Below are 19954 nucleotides of genomic sequence, written 5' to 3'. Positions count from 1 at the left end.
TACAGAACGTTCTCATATTTTAGATACATAATGAAAAGAATGGTTTTTTTAGGGATTGTATTAGGGCATAAGTGCAAAGCAGCGTACCTTATGTATGTGAGGTGCAGCAATGTATAAAAGGGGAGAGAAGAATATTGGTTACTGCAATAATGAACCTGGGGTCTTTAGCCTTGTTGTTTGCCATTGTTTATATCATTATTTATTTTGTTCAAAAACGACGTTCGAAACGTGACAAAGTGCTAAATAAAAAGGTTTTCTATGGTTCTTTGATAACGGGACTTGTGCTGACATCTTTAGGAGGAGGCTTTTTAACGGAAGATGAGAACGCAGAGAAGGTTGAAACATTAACGGAAGAAAATGAAGAACTCCATGATGAATTAGAAAGTACTCACTCTGACCATGAAAAAGCAATTGCCGAATTAGAACAGCAGTATGAGGAAGAGGTAGCTGATTTAACAGCAGAAATAGAAAAATCTTCTGGTAACATCGAAGAATATGAAGAGCAGATAGCCGAATTGGAAGAGGAAAATGAGCAAATTGATTCGTTGAGTGATGAAGTGGATGAGTTATCTGCAGAGAATGATTCTTTAAATGATACAATAAGTGATTTGGAATCAGATCTTGCGAGTGCAGAATCTAATGCTGCCACTGCAAGTAGCAACAGCTCCTCTGATTCGAGTTCTGGATCTAGTTCTGAATCAAGCTCCGAAAATGACTCCGGTTCTGAATCGAGTACCAGTAACGGGTCAGAGTCTGATTCGAGTTCAAGTGAATCGTCATCTGATTCCAGTGTGTATTATAAGAATTGTACCGAAGCAAAAGAAGCTGGTGCAGCACCAGTACATGAAGGAGATCCTGGATATGCGTCTCATTTAGACCGTGATGGAGATGGCATTGGGTGTGAAACATAAGTAGGCATAATCATTAACCAACTTGAAGTGATAAATATATTGTTGTTTTGATGATCCTAGTGTTTACAGATAATATAAAAGAGATTTGAATTGGGTGAGAGAAAATACCTCCATATTAACCCAAAAACAGCAGTTCCTAACGTTAGGGACTGCTGTTTAGCTATGAATTTTTTCAACAATACTTACAAATATACGTTAATTCCTGGCCCAAATGGGATTCCAAGCAGTACAAATGCTAATAGTAACAAAATCCATACGGCAAGGAATAAGAGGCTGTATGGCAGCATTAAAGCCATGAGTGTTCCGATGCCAGCTTTACGGTCGTATTCTTTCATAAAGGTTAACACGATAACAAAGTGTGGATTCATCGGGGAGATAATGTTCGTGGATGAATCGGCAATCCGGTAAGCTGCTTGAATAAATGCCGGATGATAATCCAGAAAATAGAACATTCTTAAGAAAATCGGAGCTTCGATCGTCCATTGTGCAGCCCCGCTGGAAATAAGCAAATTCAATAGTGCTGTCAACAACACGAAAGCAATCACAATGATGATGCCTGTTATCCCCACAGATTCTAAAAACGAAGCGCCGCTTACCGCAAGCCATGCTCCGATGTTTGTCCATTCAAAGTAGGAAATAAATTGCGCCGCAGCAAAGACCAATACAATGAAACCGGACATATCTTTTATTGCCTCGCCCATCAACGTACCAATAGAACGGGAATTTTCAATTTTCCCTGTTGTGACTCCAAATGCAACAGCGATTGTCATGAAAAACAACATAATGATTGGGACGATACCGTCTAGAAATGGAGAAGGAATCATTTCGCCATTTTCATTTCGCAGCGGTGAATTGGGTAAAAAGAGCACAAGTAACAATAGACCGATGTAAGTAACAGCTGCAATTATTGCATTTCGTAATGCGCGTTTTTCAAGCGGTGTGGTTGGTTCAAATGTTCTATCCATATCCCCTTGATATGATCCGAGACGCGGTTCTACAATTTTCTCAGTTATGAATACACCTGTTACAGTGAGTAAAATGACAGAAGCTATCATGAAAAACCAGTTATCCACCGGTGTAACGGTCACATTTGTGTTTACTGTATCCATTACTTCTGCGGAGATACCGGATAGTACAGCATCTGTATTGCTTACAATGATATTCGCTGTAAATCCTGAACCGACCCCTGCAAAACCTGCAGCAAGCCCCGCTAATGGATGACGCCCAACATTATAAAACACCATTGCTGCCAGTGGCGGAACAATAATATAAGCGGCATCAGCAGCAAGGTTTCCTAAAATACCTGTGAAAAAGACAGCATAAGTTATCAGCTTTTTCGGTGCTTGCAAAATGGTATTTTTGATAAACGTTTCCAGTAAACCGACTTTATTGGCAAGACCTATCCCGAGCATCATGGTCAGTACAATTCCGAGCGGGGCAAATCCAATAAAATTATCGATCATCGACGTGAGCATATATTGAAAGCCTTCTACAGAAATAAGGCTTTTGACGGCAACTTCTTCATTTTCTCCTGGCTGAATAAAAGAAACATCAAACAAGGATATAATCCAAGATACAATAATAACGATAACAGCTAAAGCAACGAAAAGCATGAATGGATCCGGCAGTTTATTTCCAAACTTTTCTATGCCGTTTAAAAACTTCGTAAACCTTGTATTTTTTGCGGTATCGGTTTGCGTAGACATGACGATATCACCTTCTAGTTGTATGTTTCAATTAATCCTATCAGAATGATAAGAATTGAGCAAGAAACGAGAATTGGCAGGTGAATAGAACGTTATGTAATAGGAGGTTAGCGGGAATTTTATTAAAGTATTTTATTCGGAAATAGCGAAAGTGAAGTGTTTAGAATTTTAAGAGGTATACGTATGCACGTTGAAAAGGATAGAAGGATAAGGCGTTATTGAAGAGGGTACAATATCTTTAAAAAATGCATGATTGATAAAGCTATTAACGATTAAGAGGTATTTTTATATTCGGCAGGAATGGTTATTTTATTTACAGGTGCTATCAAAGTGGGAAATAAGCAAATTCAAATCCGAAGCAACAAGATAAGGGCGGCTTTACCCCCGCCCATTTACTCAACCAGCGTAGCCTCTACAATGTAACGCTCAGGTGCAGCCCCGATAAAATCAAATGGATAGCATGTTGTCAGCGTTAATGTAGGCTCGTCTTTTTCGACAATAACAGATCGATCATCTGGATCGGTAATCCATGTCTTCGTGATTTCATATTCAAAGGTTTCTCCGTCGTAATGTACTTCCAGTGTATCTCCTTCGCCTAATTCACCCAGTCCGGTAAAAACTGTGTCACGATGACCGGAGAGGACTGTATGGCCCCCTTCACGGTTTGGGACGGTTGTCCATTCGCTTACATACATGCCGACACCTTGCTCCAGCGTGCTCTCATCTGCTCCCCAATAGGTTGTAAAACGTTTCCCCATATCTGGGATATCCAGGGTTGCCACCTCTGAACCTGCTTCTATATCATGATGGAGCGTTGATGGATCAATGGTTTCTTCTGTTTTTTGCGGTGTCTCTTTTTCCGAGGTTTCCGGTTTTGATGTGTCAACGGGTGCGGCTTCTGTCTTATTTTCTGTTTCCGGTATATCCTGAACCGATTGGGTAGCTTGGAAGTAATTCCAGCCATTGTACGCAACAAGAAGGAAACCGGCAATAAATAAGAGCAATGATAATTTACGAATCATTCGTCCATCCTCCTTACTTAAGAGAAAGGCAGACGAATGAAACGTCTGCCTTGTATATTATTGACGCTTGCGTAAGCCAAGTCCGCCAAGAATCATAGCGCCTAATCCACCTAGGATACCAAGCGGCAGTGCTGTTGCGGTATCTGGTAGATCACCGCCGTCTTCCTCAGTAGCTGTAGTTTCTTCGGAAGTTGCAGTGTCCTCAGAAGATGTCGTTTCTTCTTCTGTGGTTGCAGCATCATCAGAGGAAGCAGTGTCTTCATTAGATGTTGCAGCATCTTCAGAAGAGCTGGATTCATCTGCTGATGTGTTGTTGTCTTCAGATTCTGCTGGTTCGTCTGCAGGCTCAGATGCTTCGCTGTCGCTGGAAGCAGAGTCACCGCCAGGAAGGCTTTCACAAGCGATTCCGTCGTTATCTCTATCTAATCCGTCCGGATCACTTGGATCAGCATCGTAATGTTCCTGAGCCTCTTGTTGTGTCTCAAAATCACTGCAGTTCTTGTCCGCAGCAAAAACAGATTGAGCTGTACCGAACATTAACAGAACTGAAAGAAAAGCAACGAGCGTTAAACGTGTTCTTTTCATTTTCTCACTCCTCCAATATGTATTTAATAATTTAACAGTTACAATAGGTTTTTAAATAAATAGTATATTTTACCAAAAGCAACTGTTATTTTGAATATAACATAATAGTAATATTATTGTAAAATAATCTTAATGTATTGAAACAAAAGTACCGTCAATAAGTATAGAGGCATTCATATAAAGAGCGTATCAAAATTTGATGTTTATATCTATAACACAGCGGTAATCTATTAATATAAAGATAAATTTTTAAAATCACTAGGAGGTTAACAACATGAGTGACGGTTTTAAAGATAAAATAAAAGGTGCAGGAGATAAAATAAAAGGCGAAGCGAAAGAGGCTTATGGCAAAATAGCAGACGACAAGAAAAAACAAGCAGAAGGAAAAGCGGATAAAGCCAAAGGTACAGCAAAAGATGCAAAAGGCGAAGTAAAAGACACGCTGAGTAATTCTGGTGAACAAACGGAACAAACCGAGCAAACAGAACGAAATGAAAGAGAGGAAAGAGATAGATAAGGTTATGTATCTCTTCATGGAGTTCGAGTAAAATATATAAAGTTAAAATTCCTAAGTATAATGAACAAGCCTTTCCCTGTTTTTAGGGAAGGGCTTGTTTAAGTTTGCCCTTCATTTATATTTTATATCTTTTTAGAAAAGGGTTACTGTGATTTGAAAGTTTAGGAAGCTCGTTGTTGTTGTAAAGATTCGCTACTTCATATTATGCTAAAAGGAGCAAGAGGAGAAATATTTACTGGTTAGTAAAAGGAGGGCTTCCCAATGGACGTATGGTATGTAAGCTACGGTTCCAATATTAGCAAAAAACGCTTTTCTTGTTATATCGAGGGCGGCATCCCTGAAGGTTCGGAGAAAAAGGAAAGAGGCTGTAAAGATACCACGCCGCCGAAGGAAATAAAGAAAGTTCTGCTCCCTTATCCACTCTATTTTACGAAGGAGAAAAGCAAATGGGGCAAAGGGGGCGTTGCCTTTATTGGACATTCACCACATAAAGATGCAAAGACATATGCAAGAAAATATCTGATTACGGATGAGCAATTCGGAGAAGTCGTGGAGCAGGAAAATAATGTGGATTCTTTAAACGTCGATGTACAGGAAATAATAGATAAAGGCTATGCTGACTTAACAGAAGGCTGGTATGGAAGGGTTATTTACTTGGGAAAAGAGGAAGGAGCACCGATGTTTACATTTACAGCTCCTGATACAATGGGAACGCATGCGTATACTACCCCGCCTCGTTCCTATTTATCGATGATTTCCAGCGGGTTAAAAGAAATCGGTCTTTCTCAAGAGGAGATTGTGGCTTATTTTTTAAACAAGCCTGGAATTGAAGGATCATTTACAAAGGATGCGCTTTATCGGTATATTTTCAGTTAATTTTATTTTTTCATAAATCAAATAAAAATAATAGATATTCTTAATGACTAGACTACTTAATCTAAAACGAAGATATTGTTAATTGGAAGGGGAAGAGAGTTGAATTATGGTGAGAAGGTAAGAATATAAGGTCTTGGAAGTGGAGGGTTAAAAGTGTGCTATGAAATTAAATGCCCAAAGGTTGTTAAAGTTAATTATTACTATATATTATGGTATGATAAATAGAAATAAGTAAGGTAAGGTGTGTACTATGAATAAGAGTAATAACAGTATTTTAAGTCGAATGTTTACTCAAAGTATTTTTATGGATTTGATTAATAATCAAGAGGTTTCAGTATTTGATACTTGTGTACATCGATATTTATACAATGTAAATGAGGTGGACAATGGACAGCTGATATCTAAATTGTATAAATACATGGAGCAGAAGTATAGAAATGAATATTTTTATAAAAATACACTTCTTAATAAGTTGTTACTCGGAAGACATAGTTTAAATACCACTACTGTATTATCAGAGTTGCCCATTAATAAATCAAAAGCAGATTTTATTTTAATTAATGGAAAAGCTATTGTCTATGAAGTAAAAACAGAATTGGATACTTTTGATAGGCTAAATAGTCAAATAAACGATTATTATAAAGCGTTCAATCATGTTTGCGTTGTAACATGTGAATCGAATTATGATAAGTTACAAGAAATACTAAAAGGTTCCAATGTAGGGATTTGTGTTTTAACAAGTCGCAATACAATAAGTACGAGAAAAGAACCTATTGAGGATAATGCCAACTTAGATCATTCCGCATTATTTAAAATCCTAAGAAAGAAAGAATTTGAACATATTTTGTTAAATTATTATGGTGAATTGCCGCAAACTTCCCAAGTTAAATACTATAGGGAATGCTTTCATTTATTTTCGGAGATTAATATTGATCTTGCATATAAATATTTTCTGGAACAATTGAAAAGAAGGGTTAATATTGAAAAAGAAGAATTTAAAAAAGTTCCTTATGAGTTGAGATTCTTGATTTATATTTCTGAATACAAGAAGAACGACTATTTGAAACTATTTCAGTTTTTAAATACTACACAGGGGTGATGTTAGGTTATGTATTTTCCGTATTTGAGAGGCCGTCAATATGAATTAATTGCGATAAGGGAACTGGTTGAAAATGATTTAATTGGGCCAAAGATTATACCAATTATTGAACCGGTAAAACCGTCTTCTACCTTTAAGAAAACAATTGATGTTTTTATAAAAAATGAACATAAGCTTGCTGTGGTTCATAATCCTCAAGTAGCTAGTTATTTAAAAGCTTTGGCATCTCTAGAAGAGGGCTTGCTAAAAAGCGAATTAGAAAACATTTATGAACAAGAAAATATTATTTTTTCACATATTTTAAACGATAAAAGTGAAGACGAACTAATTGGTTTTGAAACAATTCGAAACGAAGATATGTTAGTGATTGTGAATGAAGTAGACTTTATTGAGGAATATAAGGATATTTTTCACGATGAACTTCCGAGATTTACGCTTGTTCCTGATGAAAGCGCGTTCAGAAGGAATATAAGAGAAGATAAAATTTTATTAGAAGACAGATTTAAAAAGCAAAAAAGAAATGCAGATTATGCTGAAGTTACAGATGAATTTTATTCAGAGGACCATTTGTACTATAAATCAGATGGTTATATTGGTTTTTCCGATTATTCCATTGTAGGATCTGATTATTTTGATTCTGGTTTTGCGCCGTTTGCTGTGGTCATCCATATCGTTTATCTTGATGAAGAAGAAAAATTGCGGATTAAACATTTTGTATCTGATTCCAATGATGATATTAATGATCCCGCCGGAAAATTTTATGAGGCTTTGCAGAAGCTAATGGCTTGGCAAAAAGAAGTGGAAGTAGATACTTTTGCAATGCGAGAATTTAAAAAATTCTATGAAAACGAAACATATCCTGGACTAGGGACGGTAAAAAAACTATCAATTATGCATCATCTTGAAATAGTAAATCAATATTTTGAGGAGTATACTCGATGATTTGTTGTGAGAAGTGTTTTAAGGATGCTGAAATTAAAGGGATTATCAGAAGTTTAAAAAGAAAAGGGGACTGCGAAACATGTAGAAGTAAAAATGCATTTATATATGATACGAATGAAAATAATGAACTAACTGATAATTTTAATCATCTATTGGGCATATACACCTCTGTAAGTAGCCTCCCGAAAGAATTTCCCAAAGAAAAACTAAGCCTTCTAAAAGATACCCTAAAAGATAAGTGGAATATTTTTAATATCGGTAGTGAATGGATTTATCTGTTGATACGGGATATATGTAAAGAAAAATATGAGGAAGATCCAGAACTTTTTGATTCTCCTGTCGGTATTTTAGAAATGAATGAAAGTGCCGAATTAAAAGCTTATTCTATTTTAATAGATCATAATTGGGATGTTTTCAAGGAAGAAATCAAAACCAATAATCGTTTTCATAAATCATATATTAATACCAGTGCATTAGAAGCGTTGTTTTCTTATATGGAAATAAATATTGAAAAAGGTCAGAAATTATATCGAGCACGTATATCCAATCAAAATGGCTATCCAATAGCTGAGATGGGTGCACCTCCAGCTGGAAAATCTTCTTCTGGGAGGGTGAACCCAGAAGGAATCAACTATCTGTATTTAGCTGCTGAAAATAAAACAGCTATCAGTGAGGTTAGGGCAGCTGCTTATGATTATGTAACTGTAGGAGAATTTATTTTAGAAGAGGACGTGACTGTAGTTGATTTCACAGAAATAGATAAGATAAGTCCATTTTCTGGTATTGATGTTTTACAGTTGGCTATTAATATAGAACATTTAAATAAGATTAATATTGAAATAGCGAAGCCTCTTAGAAGAAATGACAGTCCATTAGAATATCTGCCAACACAATATATTGCTGATTTTATTAAGAGTTTACAGTCCAAAAATGGACAGCGTTATGCAGGGATTAAGTATAAGAGTACGCTTCATATGGAAGGATTTAATATAGCTTTCTTTGATGAAAAATTGTTTAAATGCACCAATGCACTGGTTTATGAAGTAGATAAAGTAGATTATAGATATCAACCTTTAGATGAATAGAATAGAGACTGTGAACAAGATAAGAGACTGTTACATAATCAGTTACCTGATTGTGTAACAGCCTCTTTTGAAGCCTATTCCCGGTTTTTCATATGCGAGATATCATTAAACACCCCAACATACTGGATAATGTCACCAACATTATTTCTAACTGGACTAATGGACAGGAGTTCTTTATATATTTCCCCATTTTTTCGCTTGTTTCGAATTTCTCCTTGCCAGAAGCCTTTATTGTTAATGGAATTCCACATATCTTCATAAAATCCTTGATTATGTTCTCCGGAGCTAATCTTTTTAGGTGTATGCCCAACGATTTCTTCTTGGGAATAGCCGGTAATTCTTGTGAAAGCAGGGTTAACGTGTTGGATGACTTTATTTTTATTGGTTATCATCATCCCTTCAGCAACGCCTTCAATAATTTTCCCTTCTGTATTTACACGGTCTTGATAGTACATAAATATCACAATAACAAAGCTGACTATAGCGAACTCAGACATTAACATAAATGCAATCGCATGGTGGCCGGTGATATTCGCAACTCCTGTTAATAGTAATGGCGGGAAGAATCCGCCCAGTCCGCCCATGGCAGAAACAATACCATTTACAATACCTGCTTGGTTGGAAAAATATAATGGAACTAATTTAAAGACAGTACCATTTCCAATTCCTACTGTTACGGCAACGGCTAATGCGCCGACTGTATACCATTCGATCCCTGGTGAAAAGGATAATAAGATACCTGAGAATGCTACGCCGATAAATACAAACATTAAGATGATAAAGGCATTGAATTTATCCGCCAATAAACCGCCAATTGGTCTTAATCCTGTCGCAAGCACAATAAAGATAGCTGTTCGAATGCCGGAATCTACCGGTTCTAATCCAAAGTTATCTACTAAAAAACTTGGGAGGAACATGGTAAACGCAACAAAAGCTCCGAATGTAATGAAATAGAATAAGCTTAAAAACCATAAGGTAGTATTTTTATAGACGCCTTTGATTTGTTCTGCCATCGATTTCTTCGCTTTTTCTTCTTTACGGTCACCCAAGATAAATACAAATGCGGCAAATAAAAGTAAGATAATCAGGAAGATGCGTATCGTTCCTTGCCATCCAATTGCTTGTGCGATAACTGGAGCACCAAAGGTTGTAATAGCTGTACCAGCGTTACCAACACCGTAGACACCATTAATAAATCCGTGTTTTTCTTTCGGATAATATTTCGGAAGCGATGTAACACCGATAGAGAATACGGCTCCGCCTAACCCCAAAAGGAACCCGCCGATGACTAAATCCATAAAAGAGTCTGCAATGCTCAAGTAGAAAACAGGAAATAGTAAAATCAGAAAGCTGATCAGAAAAATCATTCTTGCGCCAAAGCGGTCTGCATAAAAACCGATTGGAATACGCAGCAACGATCCTAAAATAACAGGAATCGCTGTAACGATAGACGCTTGCCCGCCTGTTAATGGAATATCCATTGTAATGTATGGCATGAGGGATGAAATCAATACCCACACCATAAAGCCGATCACGAGATTTGAAGTTTGTAAGGTTAATTGTAATCCAGGTTTTTTCATGTTTGATCTCCTTCCAATATGAAGTCATTCTTTCGCTTACACGGTAACAAGTGTAAGAAAGCAATCATTGTAAGAACGTTCGACGAAGCTTTTTTTGCATCATTTAGGAACGTCGAATCCAGCATCCCCTTTTTCTGATGAAAGAGGCGGTGCTTATGTTCTTCATAAAGTGTGCGTTGGTTTATTGATGCGATTACGATGAAAATTTTAATCTTTCTTTAACCTATACGTAGTGAAATAAATCACATAATTTGTGTCATCTTTTTGAAAACAAGCGTTGGTTAAGAGAGGAATCACATCATGCAGGTTTGTTTTTAAATCTTAAGATTTTTTTCCATTAACCGTACCAGTATTTTTTCAATTTCTAATAACAAACCATCTAAATTTGACTAAATTTTGACTTCTGCCGTCCGTGTGATTTTTTTCACAACGAGGTGATATGAGAAATGATTTAATAGGCACCAGATTGATTAGCAATTCCATTAGGAGGGATTTAGATGGCGAAGAAACCATCTCCACTTTGGCAAAGATTGAATTACTTAAAGCCAAAGGAGAAATATTCCAATAATCATAGCCAATTACAAGAAGGAAATCGTGATTGGGAAAATGTTTATAGAAAAAGATGGCAGCATGATAAGGTTATTCGTTCTACCCATGGTGTCAACTGCACTGGATCTTGCAGCTGGAACATCTATGTTAAAGACGGCATTGTAACTTGGGAAGGGCAGGCGCTGGACTATCCGACTACGGGTCCGGATATGCCGGAATTTGAACCGCGTGGTTGTCCCAGAGGCGCAAGTTTCTCCTGGTATCTATACAGCCCTTTACGTGTGAAATACCCTTACGTCAGAAAAAGGTTGCTTGATTTATGGAGAGAAGCATTACAAACACATGATAATCCATTAGAAGCTTGGAAAAGTATTGTAGAAGATAAAGAAAAGTCAACGTCTTATAAACAAGCAAGAGGGAAAGGCGGACTGGCTCGTGCAGACTGGGAAGAGGTAACGAAACTGGTTGCTGCATCCTGTTTGTATACTGCGATGAAATATGGTCCGGATCGAAATGTTGGATTTTCTCCTATTCCTGCCATGTCCATGGTCAGTTATGCATCAGGCAGCCGCTTTATGCACCTTCTTGGCGGTCAGATGTTGAGTTTTTATGACTGGTATGCAGACTTACCGCCAGCATCTCCGCAGATTTGGGGGGATCAGACGGACGTACCAGAAAGTTCGGACTGGTTTAATTCGAGCTACATTATTACCTGGGGTTCGAATGTTCCGTTAACACGTACGCCAGACGCACACTTTTTAGTCGAAGCTAGATATAAGGGGACAAAGGTGATTTCCATCAGTCCAGACTATGCAGAGTCTACGAAGTTTTCGGATGACTGGTTATCTGTCAAACAAGGGACAGACGGTGCCGTGGCTATGGCGATGGGACATGTTATTTTGAATGAGTTTTATGCTCAAAACATGACACCCTATTTTGAAGACTATGCGAAACAATATACTGATTTTCCGTTTTCTGTCCGTTTGAAAAAGGAAAATGGAAAGTTTACAGCGGATCGCTTTTTACATGCGAAAGATCTTGGAATGGAACTGGAGAATAATGAATGGAAACCGGCGATGTATAACAACCGTACGGGTGATTTCTCTATTCCGCATGGCACGATGGGATCGCGCTGGGATGAGCAAGGTAAATGGAATTTAAAATTATTTGATGAAAGAACAAATGAAAAAATTGAGCCGGTATTAAGTTTTCTCGGCAAGGAAGATGACGTTGTGACGGTGGATATGCCGTACTTTGACGCAGAGACCAAGAAGGTGCTCTCTCGTACAGTACCTGTGAAGCAAATCGAAATAGACGGCGAGACAGAATATATCGCAACGGTTTATGATTTAATGCTTGCTAACTATGGCATTGATCGCGGACTGGGCGGAGAAGTTGCTGCGTCTTATGATGATATTGCGCCGTTTTCACCTGCTTGGCAAGAACAGATTACCGGTGTTGACCGTAACTTAGTAATTAAAGTTGCCCGTGAGTTTGCTCAAAATGCGATTGATACCAACGGCCGTTCCATGATCATTATGGGAGCGGGAATCAATCATTGGTACCATTCCGATACGATTTACAGAGCGGTTGTCAATCTCGTTCTTATGGTTGGCGCGCAGGGAGTCAATGGTGGCGGCTGGGCTCACTATGTCGGCCAGGAAAAATTACGTCCAGTAGAGGGATGGACGACGATGCAGTCAGGAAAAGACTGGGGCGGTCCGGCAAGATTGCAAAATGGTACTTCATTCTTCTATTTTGCAACGGATCAATGGCGTTATGAAGAGACGTCGATCAATGAATTGGCGAGTCCAACGGTGGATAAAGCAAGATATGATCATCCGGCGGATTACAATGTTTTGGCAGCGCGCTTAGGCTGGTTACCATCGTACCCGACTTTTAATAAGAATGGTATTGATTTATATAACGAAGCATTGGAAGCAGGAAATGAAACAACGGAACAAATCGGGAAGTATGTAGCGGAACAATTAAAAGAGAGGAAATTGGAATTTGCGATTGAAGATCCAGATAACCCAATAAACTTTCCAAGAAATTTATTTGTCTGGAGGGCGAACTTAATCTCCAGTTCCGGAAAAGGTCATGAATATTTCTTGAAGCATTTACTTGGTGCGTCTCATGGAGTGTTAAATACAGATGAAGACAGTCTTCGTCCGGAAGAAATAAAATGGCGGGAAGAGGCTCCTGAAGGAAAAGTAGACCTTCTGATCAACCTGGATTTCCGCATGGCAGGAACGGCATTGTATTCAGACGTGATTTTACCAGCTTCCACTTGGTACGAAAAATACGATTTATCCAGCACTGATATGCATCCATTTGTTCACCCGTTTAATCCGGCAATTTCCACTCCATGGGAAGCAAAATCGGATTGGGATATTTTTAAAGCATTGGCAAAAGGCGTATCCAATTTAGCAGAAGAAGTCGATATGGATACGATGAATGAAATTGTTGCTACACCGTTGAATCATGATACCAAAGCGGAAATGGCCCAACCATTCGGAGAAATAAAGGATTGGTCAAAAGGGGAATGTGAACCGATTCCCGGCAAAACCATGCCGCAGATTCATGTGGTCGAACGGGATTATAAAAACATTTATCACAAAATGACGTCGCTCGGACCAAATATCGCTAAAGAGCCTTATGGCGGAAAAGGGATAAATTGGTCTATGGAAGAAGAATATGAACATGCTAAACGCACGTTGGGAACGGTGGATAATGATTCGATTGCAGATGGTCATCCGGACATTACAAATGCCAAGGATGCTGCTGAAGCTATTCTCATGCTTTCTTCCACGACAAATGGGAAGATTGCTGTCAAAGCATGGGAAGCGTTAGAAGAACAAACCAGTCTTGAACTGAAAGATTTGGCGGAAGAGCGGGAAGAAGAATTATTTACGATGGAACAAATCAATGCACAGCCAAAGACGGTGATTACATCCTCGGCATTTAGCGGTTCGGAAAAGGGTGGAAGAAGGTATTCTCCGTTTACAACGAATATTGAACGGATGATTCCATTCAGAACGATTACGGGTCGGCAATCTTACTTTGTGGATCATGAAACAATGAAGGAATTTGGCGAATCCTTTGCGGTATTTAAACCTATTTTGAATCAAAAGCCTTTCCGGTCGAAACGTCCGGAAATCGAAGGCAAAGAAATCACATTAAACTTCTTAACACCGCATAATAAATGGTCTATCCACAGCATGTACTTTGACGCGCAGCCAATGTTAACTCTGTTCCGCGGAGGGCCGACGATTTGGCTGAACAAAGAAGATGCAGCTGAAGTGGATGTGGAAGATAATGATTGGATTGAATGCTTTAACCGGAATGGTGTGGTAGTAGGGAGAGCCGTTGTTTCCCACCGGATTCCAAGAACCATGGCGTTTATGCATCATGCGCAGGATCGTCATATTCATACACCGGGAACCAATTTAACAAAGAATCGCGGCGGGACGCATAATAGTCCGACACGCATTCACGTCAAACCGACGCATATGATTGGCGGATATGGTCAATTAAGCTACGGATTCAATTATTACGGACCAACTGGAAACCAGCGGGACTTAAATGTCGTCATCCGAAAAATGAAGGAGGTGGACTGGCTTGAGGATTAAAGCGCAAGTAGGAATGGTGATGAATCTGGATAAATGTATTGGATGCCATACCTGCAGTGTAACCTGTAAAAATACATGGACAAACCGGCCAGGTGCAGAATATATGTACTTTAATAACGTAGAGACCAAACCTGGTATTGGCTATCCGAAACAATGGGAAGACCAGGAAAAATATAAAGGTGGCTGGGAACTGCATAAGGGAGAATTGCGATTAAAATCAGGTTCTAAAACAAACCGTTTGATGAACCTGTTTCATAACCCGCATCAGCCAGAAATGGATGATTATTATGAACCGTGGAACTATGATTATGAAACATTAACCAACAGTCCGGAAAAAAATCATCAGCCGGTTGCCCGGGCGAAATCAGCAATCACCGGTGAATTCATGGATATAGAATGGGGACCGAACTGGGAAGATGACCTGGCAGGAGGCCATATTACCGGTCTGCGCGACCCAAACGTTGTGCAAATGGAAGAATCAATTAAAACAGAATTTGAAGAAGTATTTATGATGTATTTGCCGCGTATTTGTGAACATTGCATTAATGCGCCGTGTGTCTCTTCTTGCCCATCAGGTGCGATGTACAAACGGGACGAAGACGGCATTGTGCTGGTTGACCAAAATGCATGCCGTGCTTGGAGACATTGTACGACTTCTTGCCCGTATAAGAAAGTGTATTTTAACTGGCAAACCAATAAAGCAGAAAAGTGTACGATGTGTTATCCAAGAATTGAAAATGGAGAGCCGACGATTTGTTCCGAAACTTGTGTGGGACGTATCCGTTATATCGGGATCATGTTGTATGACGTGGACCGTGTATTAGAGGCAGCTTCTGTGGAAGATGAGAAGGATTTGTATCATGCGCAACTTGATATTTTTCTCGACCCAAATGATCCGGAAGTCATCGAACAAGCGAAAAAAGATGGTATTCCAATGGATTGGATTGAAGCGGCACAACAATCACCGCTTTATAAAATGATTATTGATTGGAAAATTGCCTTACCATTACACCCGGAATATAGAACGATGCCGATGGTTTGGTATGTACCGCCGCTTAGTCCGGTGATGAATATGATTGAAGGAAAAGGGAGCACAGCAGATACAGCTGATATTTTCCCGGCAATCGATGATATGCGTATTCCAATCGAGTATTTGGCTAATTTATTGACTGCGGGAGATACCGGTCATATACGAGAAGTGCTGAAGAAAATGGCCGTGATGCGCAGTTATATGCGGGCTGAGCAAACTGGAAAGGATTTTGACCGCGATGTCATTACGGAACTTGGCTTAACGGAAAAAGCTATCAAAGAAATGTATCGTTTATTAGCTATTGCGAAATATGATGATCGCTTTGTCATCCCTAAAAGTCATAAAGAAGAAGTCGCAGATCTGTACGCAGAGCAAGGTGCATGTGGTTTGGATTTTGCAGGCGGACCGGGAAGCTGCGGCGTATTGCAATAAAGAAGCGGGATTGGTAAACACGGTGTTACCAATCCCGGCTTTCAATAAGGAGTGAAGACAATGAATCCCTCAATCTACCAGTTGATTTCTTTTCTTTTTGCTTATCCCAATCAGCAAATGAAAGAAATGGTACCAGAAATAAAAGAAGAAATAGAAGGTCTTTCCAATGAGGAAGTAACAGAAAATCTGCGGAGTTTTATTCAAAAGGTGGAAAGCATGTCCCTGGATGAGTGGGTGACGTATTATATTGACAACTTTGATTTCGGCAGAGTAACCAATCTTTATGTGACGTATTTGAAATTAGGCGAACAGCGGGAAAGAGGGCTGGAGTTATTAAAACTAAAAAAATATTATGAGGCACATGGATTTGAAGTAACCGATAGGGAATTACCGGATTACTTGCCGCTCTTATTAGAGTTTTGTGCTCAAGTACCGATAGAAACAAGCAATGAGTTACTGGAGATGCATGGAAAAACCATTGCGGAAATCCAGAAGAAATTAAGGGAGCAACATAATTTTTATTATTTATTATTCGATGCTCTATTCAATCAGATGGAAGCTCATGGACTGCACATTGCAGCAGAAGATGCCGTTTAGGAGGGAAACTGATGGACCTATTATTATGGGGCGTATTTCCTTATATTGTAATCACCATTTTTATTTTAGGACATGTTTACCGTTATCAGAAAGATCAATTCGGCTGGACAACGAAATCAAGTGAGTTTTTGGAGAAGAAGCGGCTCCGCATAGGTTCGCTGTTATTTCACTGGGGACTTCTCTTCGTGTTTGGAGGGCATGTGCTCGGGCTGATTGTTCCTGTCGGTTTCTATAATGCCTTGGGAGTTACAGAACATATGTATCATGTGATTGCGATCGGTTTTGGGGTGCCTGCCGGAATTGCAGCATTTGCAGGGATTATTCTATTAACCTATCGCAGGATCAGCGTGAAACGAATCAAAGCAACGACTTCTGCGAGTGACTGGGTCGCTTTAATTTTTGTTATAATCGCACTTCTCTCCGGGCTTATCGCTACTTCTTTCAATGTGGATGCCCAAGGTTTTGATTATCGGACAACGATTGCGCCGTGGTTACGAGGCTTATTTATTTTTAACGTACAACCGGAGCTGATGCAGTCTGTTCCTATTTGGTTTAAGATACACATTTATTGCACCTTTGCTTTATATGTTGTTTGGCCATTTACAAGATTGGTCCATGCTTTTAGTTTTCCTGTTCGTTATTTACGCAGAAGCTATGTGATTTATAAAAAGCGTGTACCAACGCATTCAACCAAAGAGAGCTTATAAGTATGCTCTCTTTTTGACTATGGTTTAAAGGTTGATAGATAAAAAAAAAGGTGGTGCGTGTTAATGATGGTGAATATAGATGATGCTTTCTCTTTTTATCAAGCATTAAGGGAAGAGATTAAAGCTGGAAATATCGATGATGTGACAGAAAGGGTTCAAGAATTAGAACAACAGTTGGAGGAGCATGCATGTTCCGCAACAGAAGCATTCTATGTTCGAAGTATTTTAGGGAAGTATTATCGTAAAGTAAAAAATTATGATAAAGCTGGAAATTATTTTCGCGAGGCTATACGGCTTTCCAAACATGTGGAGAAAGAGCATGTAGAAAAGGTTATTGATACGTATTTGGAGTATGCACATTTGGAAATAGAGTACGGACAAGAAGCCAATGGCAGGATAGAGCTTGCGAAATTATTAGCTATGTTAGATGCAAATCATTATCCGAATATGTACACATATGGGATTATTTTTAGGGATTTAGCAAAAGTATCCTTCAAAGAGGGTGATATAGAAAATAGTGTGAAACAGTATGAGAAAGCTCTGACCTATTATAGAGAGGCTCTGTCTGAAACACACCCCGTGACTATTTCTGCCATATATGAATTATCGGATGTATTGATTCAGATTGAAAATTACAGCGATGCCGTCGAGCTGCATCAGCGACTTGGGAGTGCTTATAAGAAAGAGAAAGATAAGCTTTCCGAAGCTAGAGAATTATTAAAAATTGGAGAAATACACTTTTATATCGATTTAAAAGAAGCACGAAAAATCATTACGAAAGCAATTAAAGAAATGACAGCACTGTCAGAAGCATTTCCATTAGACATGTCCAAAGCTGTATTGATGCTCGCTGAAATCGATGAGAATATGGGAAGCTTTCCAAGAGCAATCAATTATTATAAACAGGCATTGGACCAGCTAACGAAAGTCTATGAAAAAGATCATTTTATGATTGTATATATTTATTCCAAAATTGGAACACTCTCAATTCGTACGTTGAAAAAAGATCAAGCGAAAACGTATTTAGAAAAAGGATTAACCTTATCGCATCCATTTCCTAAAATTCGGATGCAATTTCTATATGCATTAGGGAAGATATATTCCGATGAAAAAAGCTATGACCAAGCACAAAAGGTTTTTACAGCGTTTTTAGAAGGACTGGAGAAGGAAGACCGGAAAAAATCCGTTGCATATGGAAATACACTTCAAGCGATGGCCTTTAACTATATTGAACAAGACCAAATCGAGCAGGCTTTTGAATTTTACAAGGAAGCACTGGCCATCTATGAAAAAATACCAAATGTTAAAGAAGAAAAGGGTCTGACCCTCATCCGGCTGGGATACTGTTACGAAAACCGAGAAAAAAAGGATATCTCAAAAGCGGATCAATGTTACGAAAAAGGCTTTAAACAACTCGAAAAAACCCGTAATCAAGAACTGTTGGAGGAAGCACTGGCCGGCATGATTGAGTTCTACAACCGAAATAATCAGCCGAAGAAAAAGCAACACTATGAAGATAAATTTGTGAAGCTCGTAAATAAGAAATCATAACGAGACCCAAGTTATAAAAAATCATAGAATCAGCTTGGATTAGTGACATTTTTCACAGCCTGCGCAGATTGAAACATGTAAACTGTGCCTATGATAGATAAAAGGAGGGATCCAAAATGTCCGTTATAACTGATAAATTGTGCCGCCCGTTAAAGGATCTTCGTATTTCTGTCATTGATCGTTGTAATTTTCGATGTACCTATTGTATGCCGAAAGAAATTTTTGGAAAAGATTTTGTCTTTATGCCAAAAGATCAATTACTAGACTTTGAAGAAATCGAACGCTTAGCTCGTATTTTTGCAGATTTGGGCGTTCGAAAAATAAGAATAACTGGGGGAGAGCCTCTTTTAAGAAGAGATTTGCCCAATTTAATACAAAAATTAATAGAAATTGATGGAATAGAAGATATCGGTTTAACGACAAATGGTTCTTTACTGGGTCATATGGCAGAGAAATTAAAAAAAGCCGGTCTTCAACGTGTCAACGTGAGTTTAGATGCATTGGATGAGACGTTATTTCAATCGATAAATGATAGTAATGTCAAACCGGAACGCGTATTAAAAGGGATAACAAAAGCAAAAGAAGCAGGTCTGGAAGTAAAGGTGAATATGGTTGTGAAAAAAGGAATGAACGATAAAGAAATCATTCCGATGGCAGCCTACTTTAAAGAACAGGGAATAGCATTACGATATATTGAGTTTATGGATGTGGGTCAATCCAACGGCTGGGATTTCAGCAAGGTTATCACGAAAAAACACATCTTCCAGGAATTGAACAAGTATTTTGATTTGGAGCCTGTGGAACCAGCATATCTTGGTGAAGTTGCCAAACGGTACCGGTATCGCGGGACAAACACAGAAGTCGGATTTATTACCTCTGTATCAGAATCCTTCTGTTCCACGTGTACAAGAGCAAGAATAGCGGCAGACGGAAAAATGTATACCTGCTTATTTGCTGAAAACGGATTTGACTTTAGAGACATGTTACGCTCTGGTATGCGGAATGAAGATATAAAAGCGCACATTGTGAACATCTGGAACCAGCGAACCGATCGCTATTCCGATGAGCGAACGGAAGAATCAGCCAAAAACAGAAATAAAATGGAAATGTCTTATATGGGCGGTTAAAGGAAA

Annotated in this window: 16 protein-coding genes; 12 read left to right on the top strand and 4 right to left on the bottom strand. The window is 38.7% G+C overall.

What is annotated here, in order from left to right; genetic code table 11:
* Positions 1-134 precede the first annotated feature (134 nt).
* The gene (locus ACFQ19_RS06565; protein WP_379591274.1) at positions 135-911 is read left to right on the top strand and encodes an excalibur calcium-binding domain-containing protein; all 777 of its coding nucleotides are present in this window, start codon (positions 135-137) and stop codon (positions 909-911) included.
* 182 nt (positions 912-1093) lie between these two features.
* On the opposite strand, the gene ACFQ19_RS06560 is transcribed toward ACFQ19_RS06565, so the two are convergent.
* The 3 genes from ACFQ19_RS06560 to ACFQ19_RS06550 form a co-directional block, all read right to left on the bottom strand.
* Positions 1094-2617, bottom strand: coding sequence for an AbgT family transporter (locus ACFQ19_RS06560; RefSeq protein WP_379591273.1), 1524 nt, complete (start codon positions 2615-2617; stop codon positions 1094-1096).
* Positions 2618-3009: 392 nt separating this feature from the next.
* A complete protein-coding gene (locus ACFQ19_RS06555; protein ID WP_379591272.1) occupies positions 3010-3639 on the bottom strand; it encodes a class D sortase in 630 nt (209 codons plus the stop codon).
* 57 nt (positions 3640-3696) lie between these two features.
* Positions 3697-4224: an excalibur calcium-binding domain-containing protein gene (locus ACFQ19_RS06550; protein ID WP_379591271.1), complete on the bottom strand. Its 528-nt coding sequence runs from the start codon at positions 4222-4224 to the stop codon at positions 3697-3699.
* 274 nt (positions 4225-4498) lie between these two features.
* Here ACFQ19_RS06550 and ACFQ19_RS06545 point away from each other — a divergent pair, with 274 nt between their 5' ends.
* The 5 genes from ACFQ19_RS06545 to ACFQ19_RS06525 all read left to right on the top strand — a co-directional run bounded on the left by ACFQ19_RS06545 (position 4499) and on the right by ACFQ19_RS06525 (position 8743).
* Positions 4499-4741 (top strand): CsbD family protein, encoded by a 243-nt coding sequence (locus ACFQ19_RS06545; RefSeq protein ID WP_379591270.1) that lies wholly within the window; start codon positions 4499-4501, stop codon positions 4739-4741.
* 261 nt (positions 4742-5002) lie between these two features.
* Positions 5003-5617 (top strand): hypothetical protein, encoded by a 615-nt coding sequence (locus ACFQ19_RS06540; RefSeq protein WP_379591269.1) that lies wholly within the window; start codon positions 5003-5005, stop codon positions 5615-5617.
* Positions 5618-5867: 250 nt separating this feature from the next.
* On the top strand, positions 5868-6716 hold the full coding sequence (locus tag ACFQ19_RS06535) for a sce7726 family protein (protein WP_379591268.1): 849 nt from the start codon (positions 5868-5870) through the stop codon (positions 6714-6716).
* 9 nt (positions 6717-6725) lie between these two features.
* Positions 6726-7658, top strand: a complete 933-nt coding sequence (locus ACFQ19_RS06530; RefSeq protein WP_379591267.1) for a sce7725 family protein — start codon at positions 6726-6728, stop codon at positions 7656-7658.
* Positions 7655-8743, top strand: a complete 1089-nt coding sequence (locus ACFQ19_RS06525) for an RES family NAD+ phosphorylase (RefSeq protein ID WP_379591266.1) — start codon at positions 7655-7657, stop codon at positions 8741-8743. The genes ACFQ19_RS06530 and ACFQ19_RS06525 overlap by 4 nt, the downstream gene beginning before the upstream one ends.
* Positions 8744-8817: 74 nt before the next feature.
* Here the strand turns inward: ACFQ19_RS06525 and ACFQ19_RS06520 are convergent, their stop codons facing one another.
* Positions 8818-10323: a nitrate/nitrite transporter gene (locus ACFQ19_RS06520; RefSeq protein ID WP_379591265.1), complete on the bottom strand. Its 1506-nt coding sequence runs from the start codon at positions 10321-10323 to the stop codon at positions 8818-8820.
* Positions 10324-10820: 497 nt separating this feature from the next.
* Between ACFQ19_RS06520 and ACFQ19_RS06515 the strand changes: the two genes are divergently transcribed.
* The 6 genes from ACFQ19_RS06515 to moaA all read left to right on the top strand — a co-directional run bounded on the left by ACFQ19_RS06515 (position 10821) and on the right by moaA (position 19948).
* Positions 10821-14504, top strand: a complete 3684-nt coding sequence (locus tag ACFQ19_RS06515) for a nitrate reductase subunit alpha (protein ID WP_379591264.1) — start codon at positions 10821-10823, stop codon at positions 14502-14504.
* Positions 14494-15966, top strand: a complete 1473-nt coding sequence (gene narH / locus ACFQ19_RS06510) for a nitrate reductase subunit beta (protein ID WP_379591263.1) — start codon at positions 14494-14496, stop codon at positions 15964-15966. Before ACFQ19_RS06515 ends, narH begins: the two co-directional genes overlap by 11 nt.
* Positions 15967-16026: 60 nt before the next feature.
* Complete coding sequence (gene narJ / locus ACFQ19_RS06505) at positions 16027-16563, top strand: nitrate reductase molybdenum cofactor assembly chaperone (RefSeq protein ID WP_379591262.1); 537 nt, start codon at positions 16027-16029, stop codon at positions 16561-16563.
* 8 nt (positions 16564-16571) lie between these two features.
* Positions 16572-17270 (top strand): respiratory nitrate reductase subunit gamma, encoded by a 699-nt coding sequence (gene narI / locus ACFQ19_RS06500; RefSeq protein ID WP_379591325.1) that lies wholly within the window; start codon positions 16572-16574, stop codon positions 17268-17270.
* Positions 17271-17333: 63 nt separating this feature from the next.
* Entirely contained in the window at positions 17334-18821 is a 1488-nt protein-coding gene (locus ACFQ19_RS06495; protein ID WP_379591261.1) for a tetratricopeptide repeat protein, read from the top strand.
* 116 nt (positions 18822-18937) lie between these two features.
* Positions 18938-19948, top strand: a complete 1011-nt coding sequence (gene moaA, locus ACFQ19_RS06490; protein ID WP_379591260.1) for a GTP 3',8-cyclase MoaA — start codon at positions 18938-18940, stop codon at positions 19946-19948.
* The last annotated feature ends 6 nt before the right edge of the window (positions 19949-19954 follow it).

The organism is Oceanobacillus locisalsi, assembly GCF_042675985.1.
Classification (GTDB): Bacteria; Bacillota; Bacilli; order Bacillales; family Amphibacillaceae; genus Oceanobacillus; species Oceanobacillus locisalsi.
Note: the sequence above shows the minus strand (reverse complement) of the source record. Positions and strands in the feature narration are given on the sequence as shown.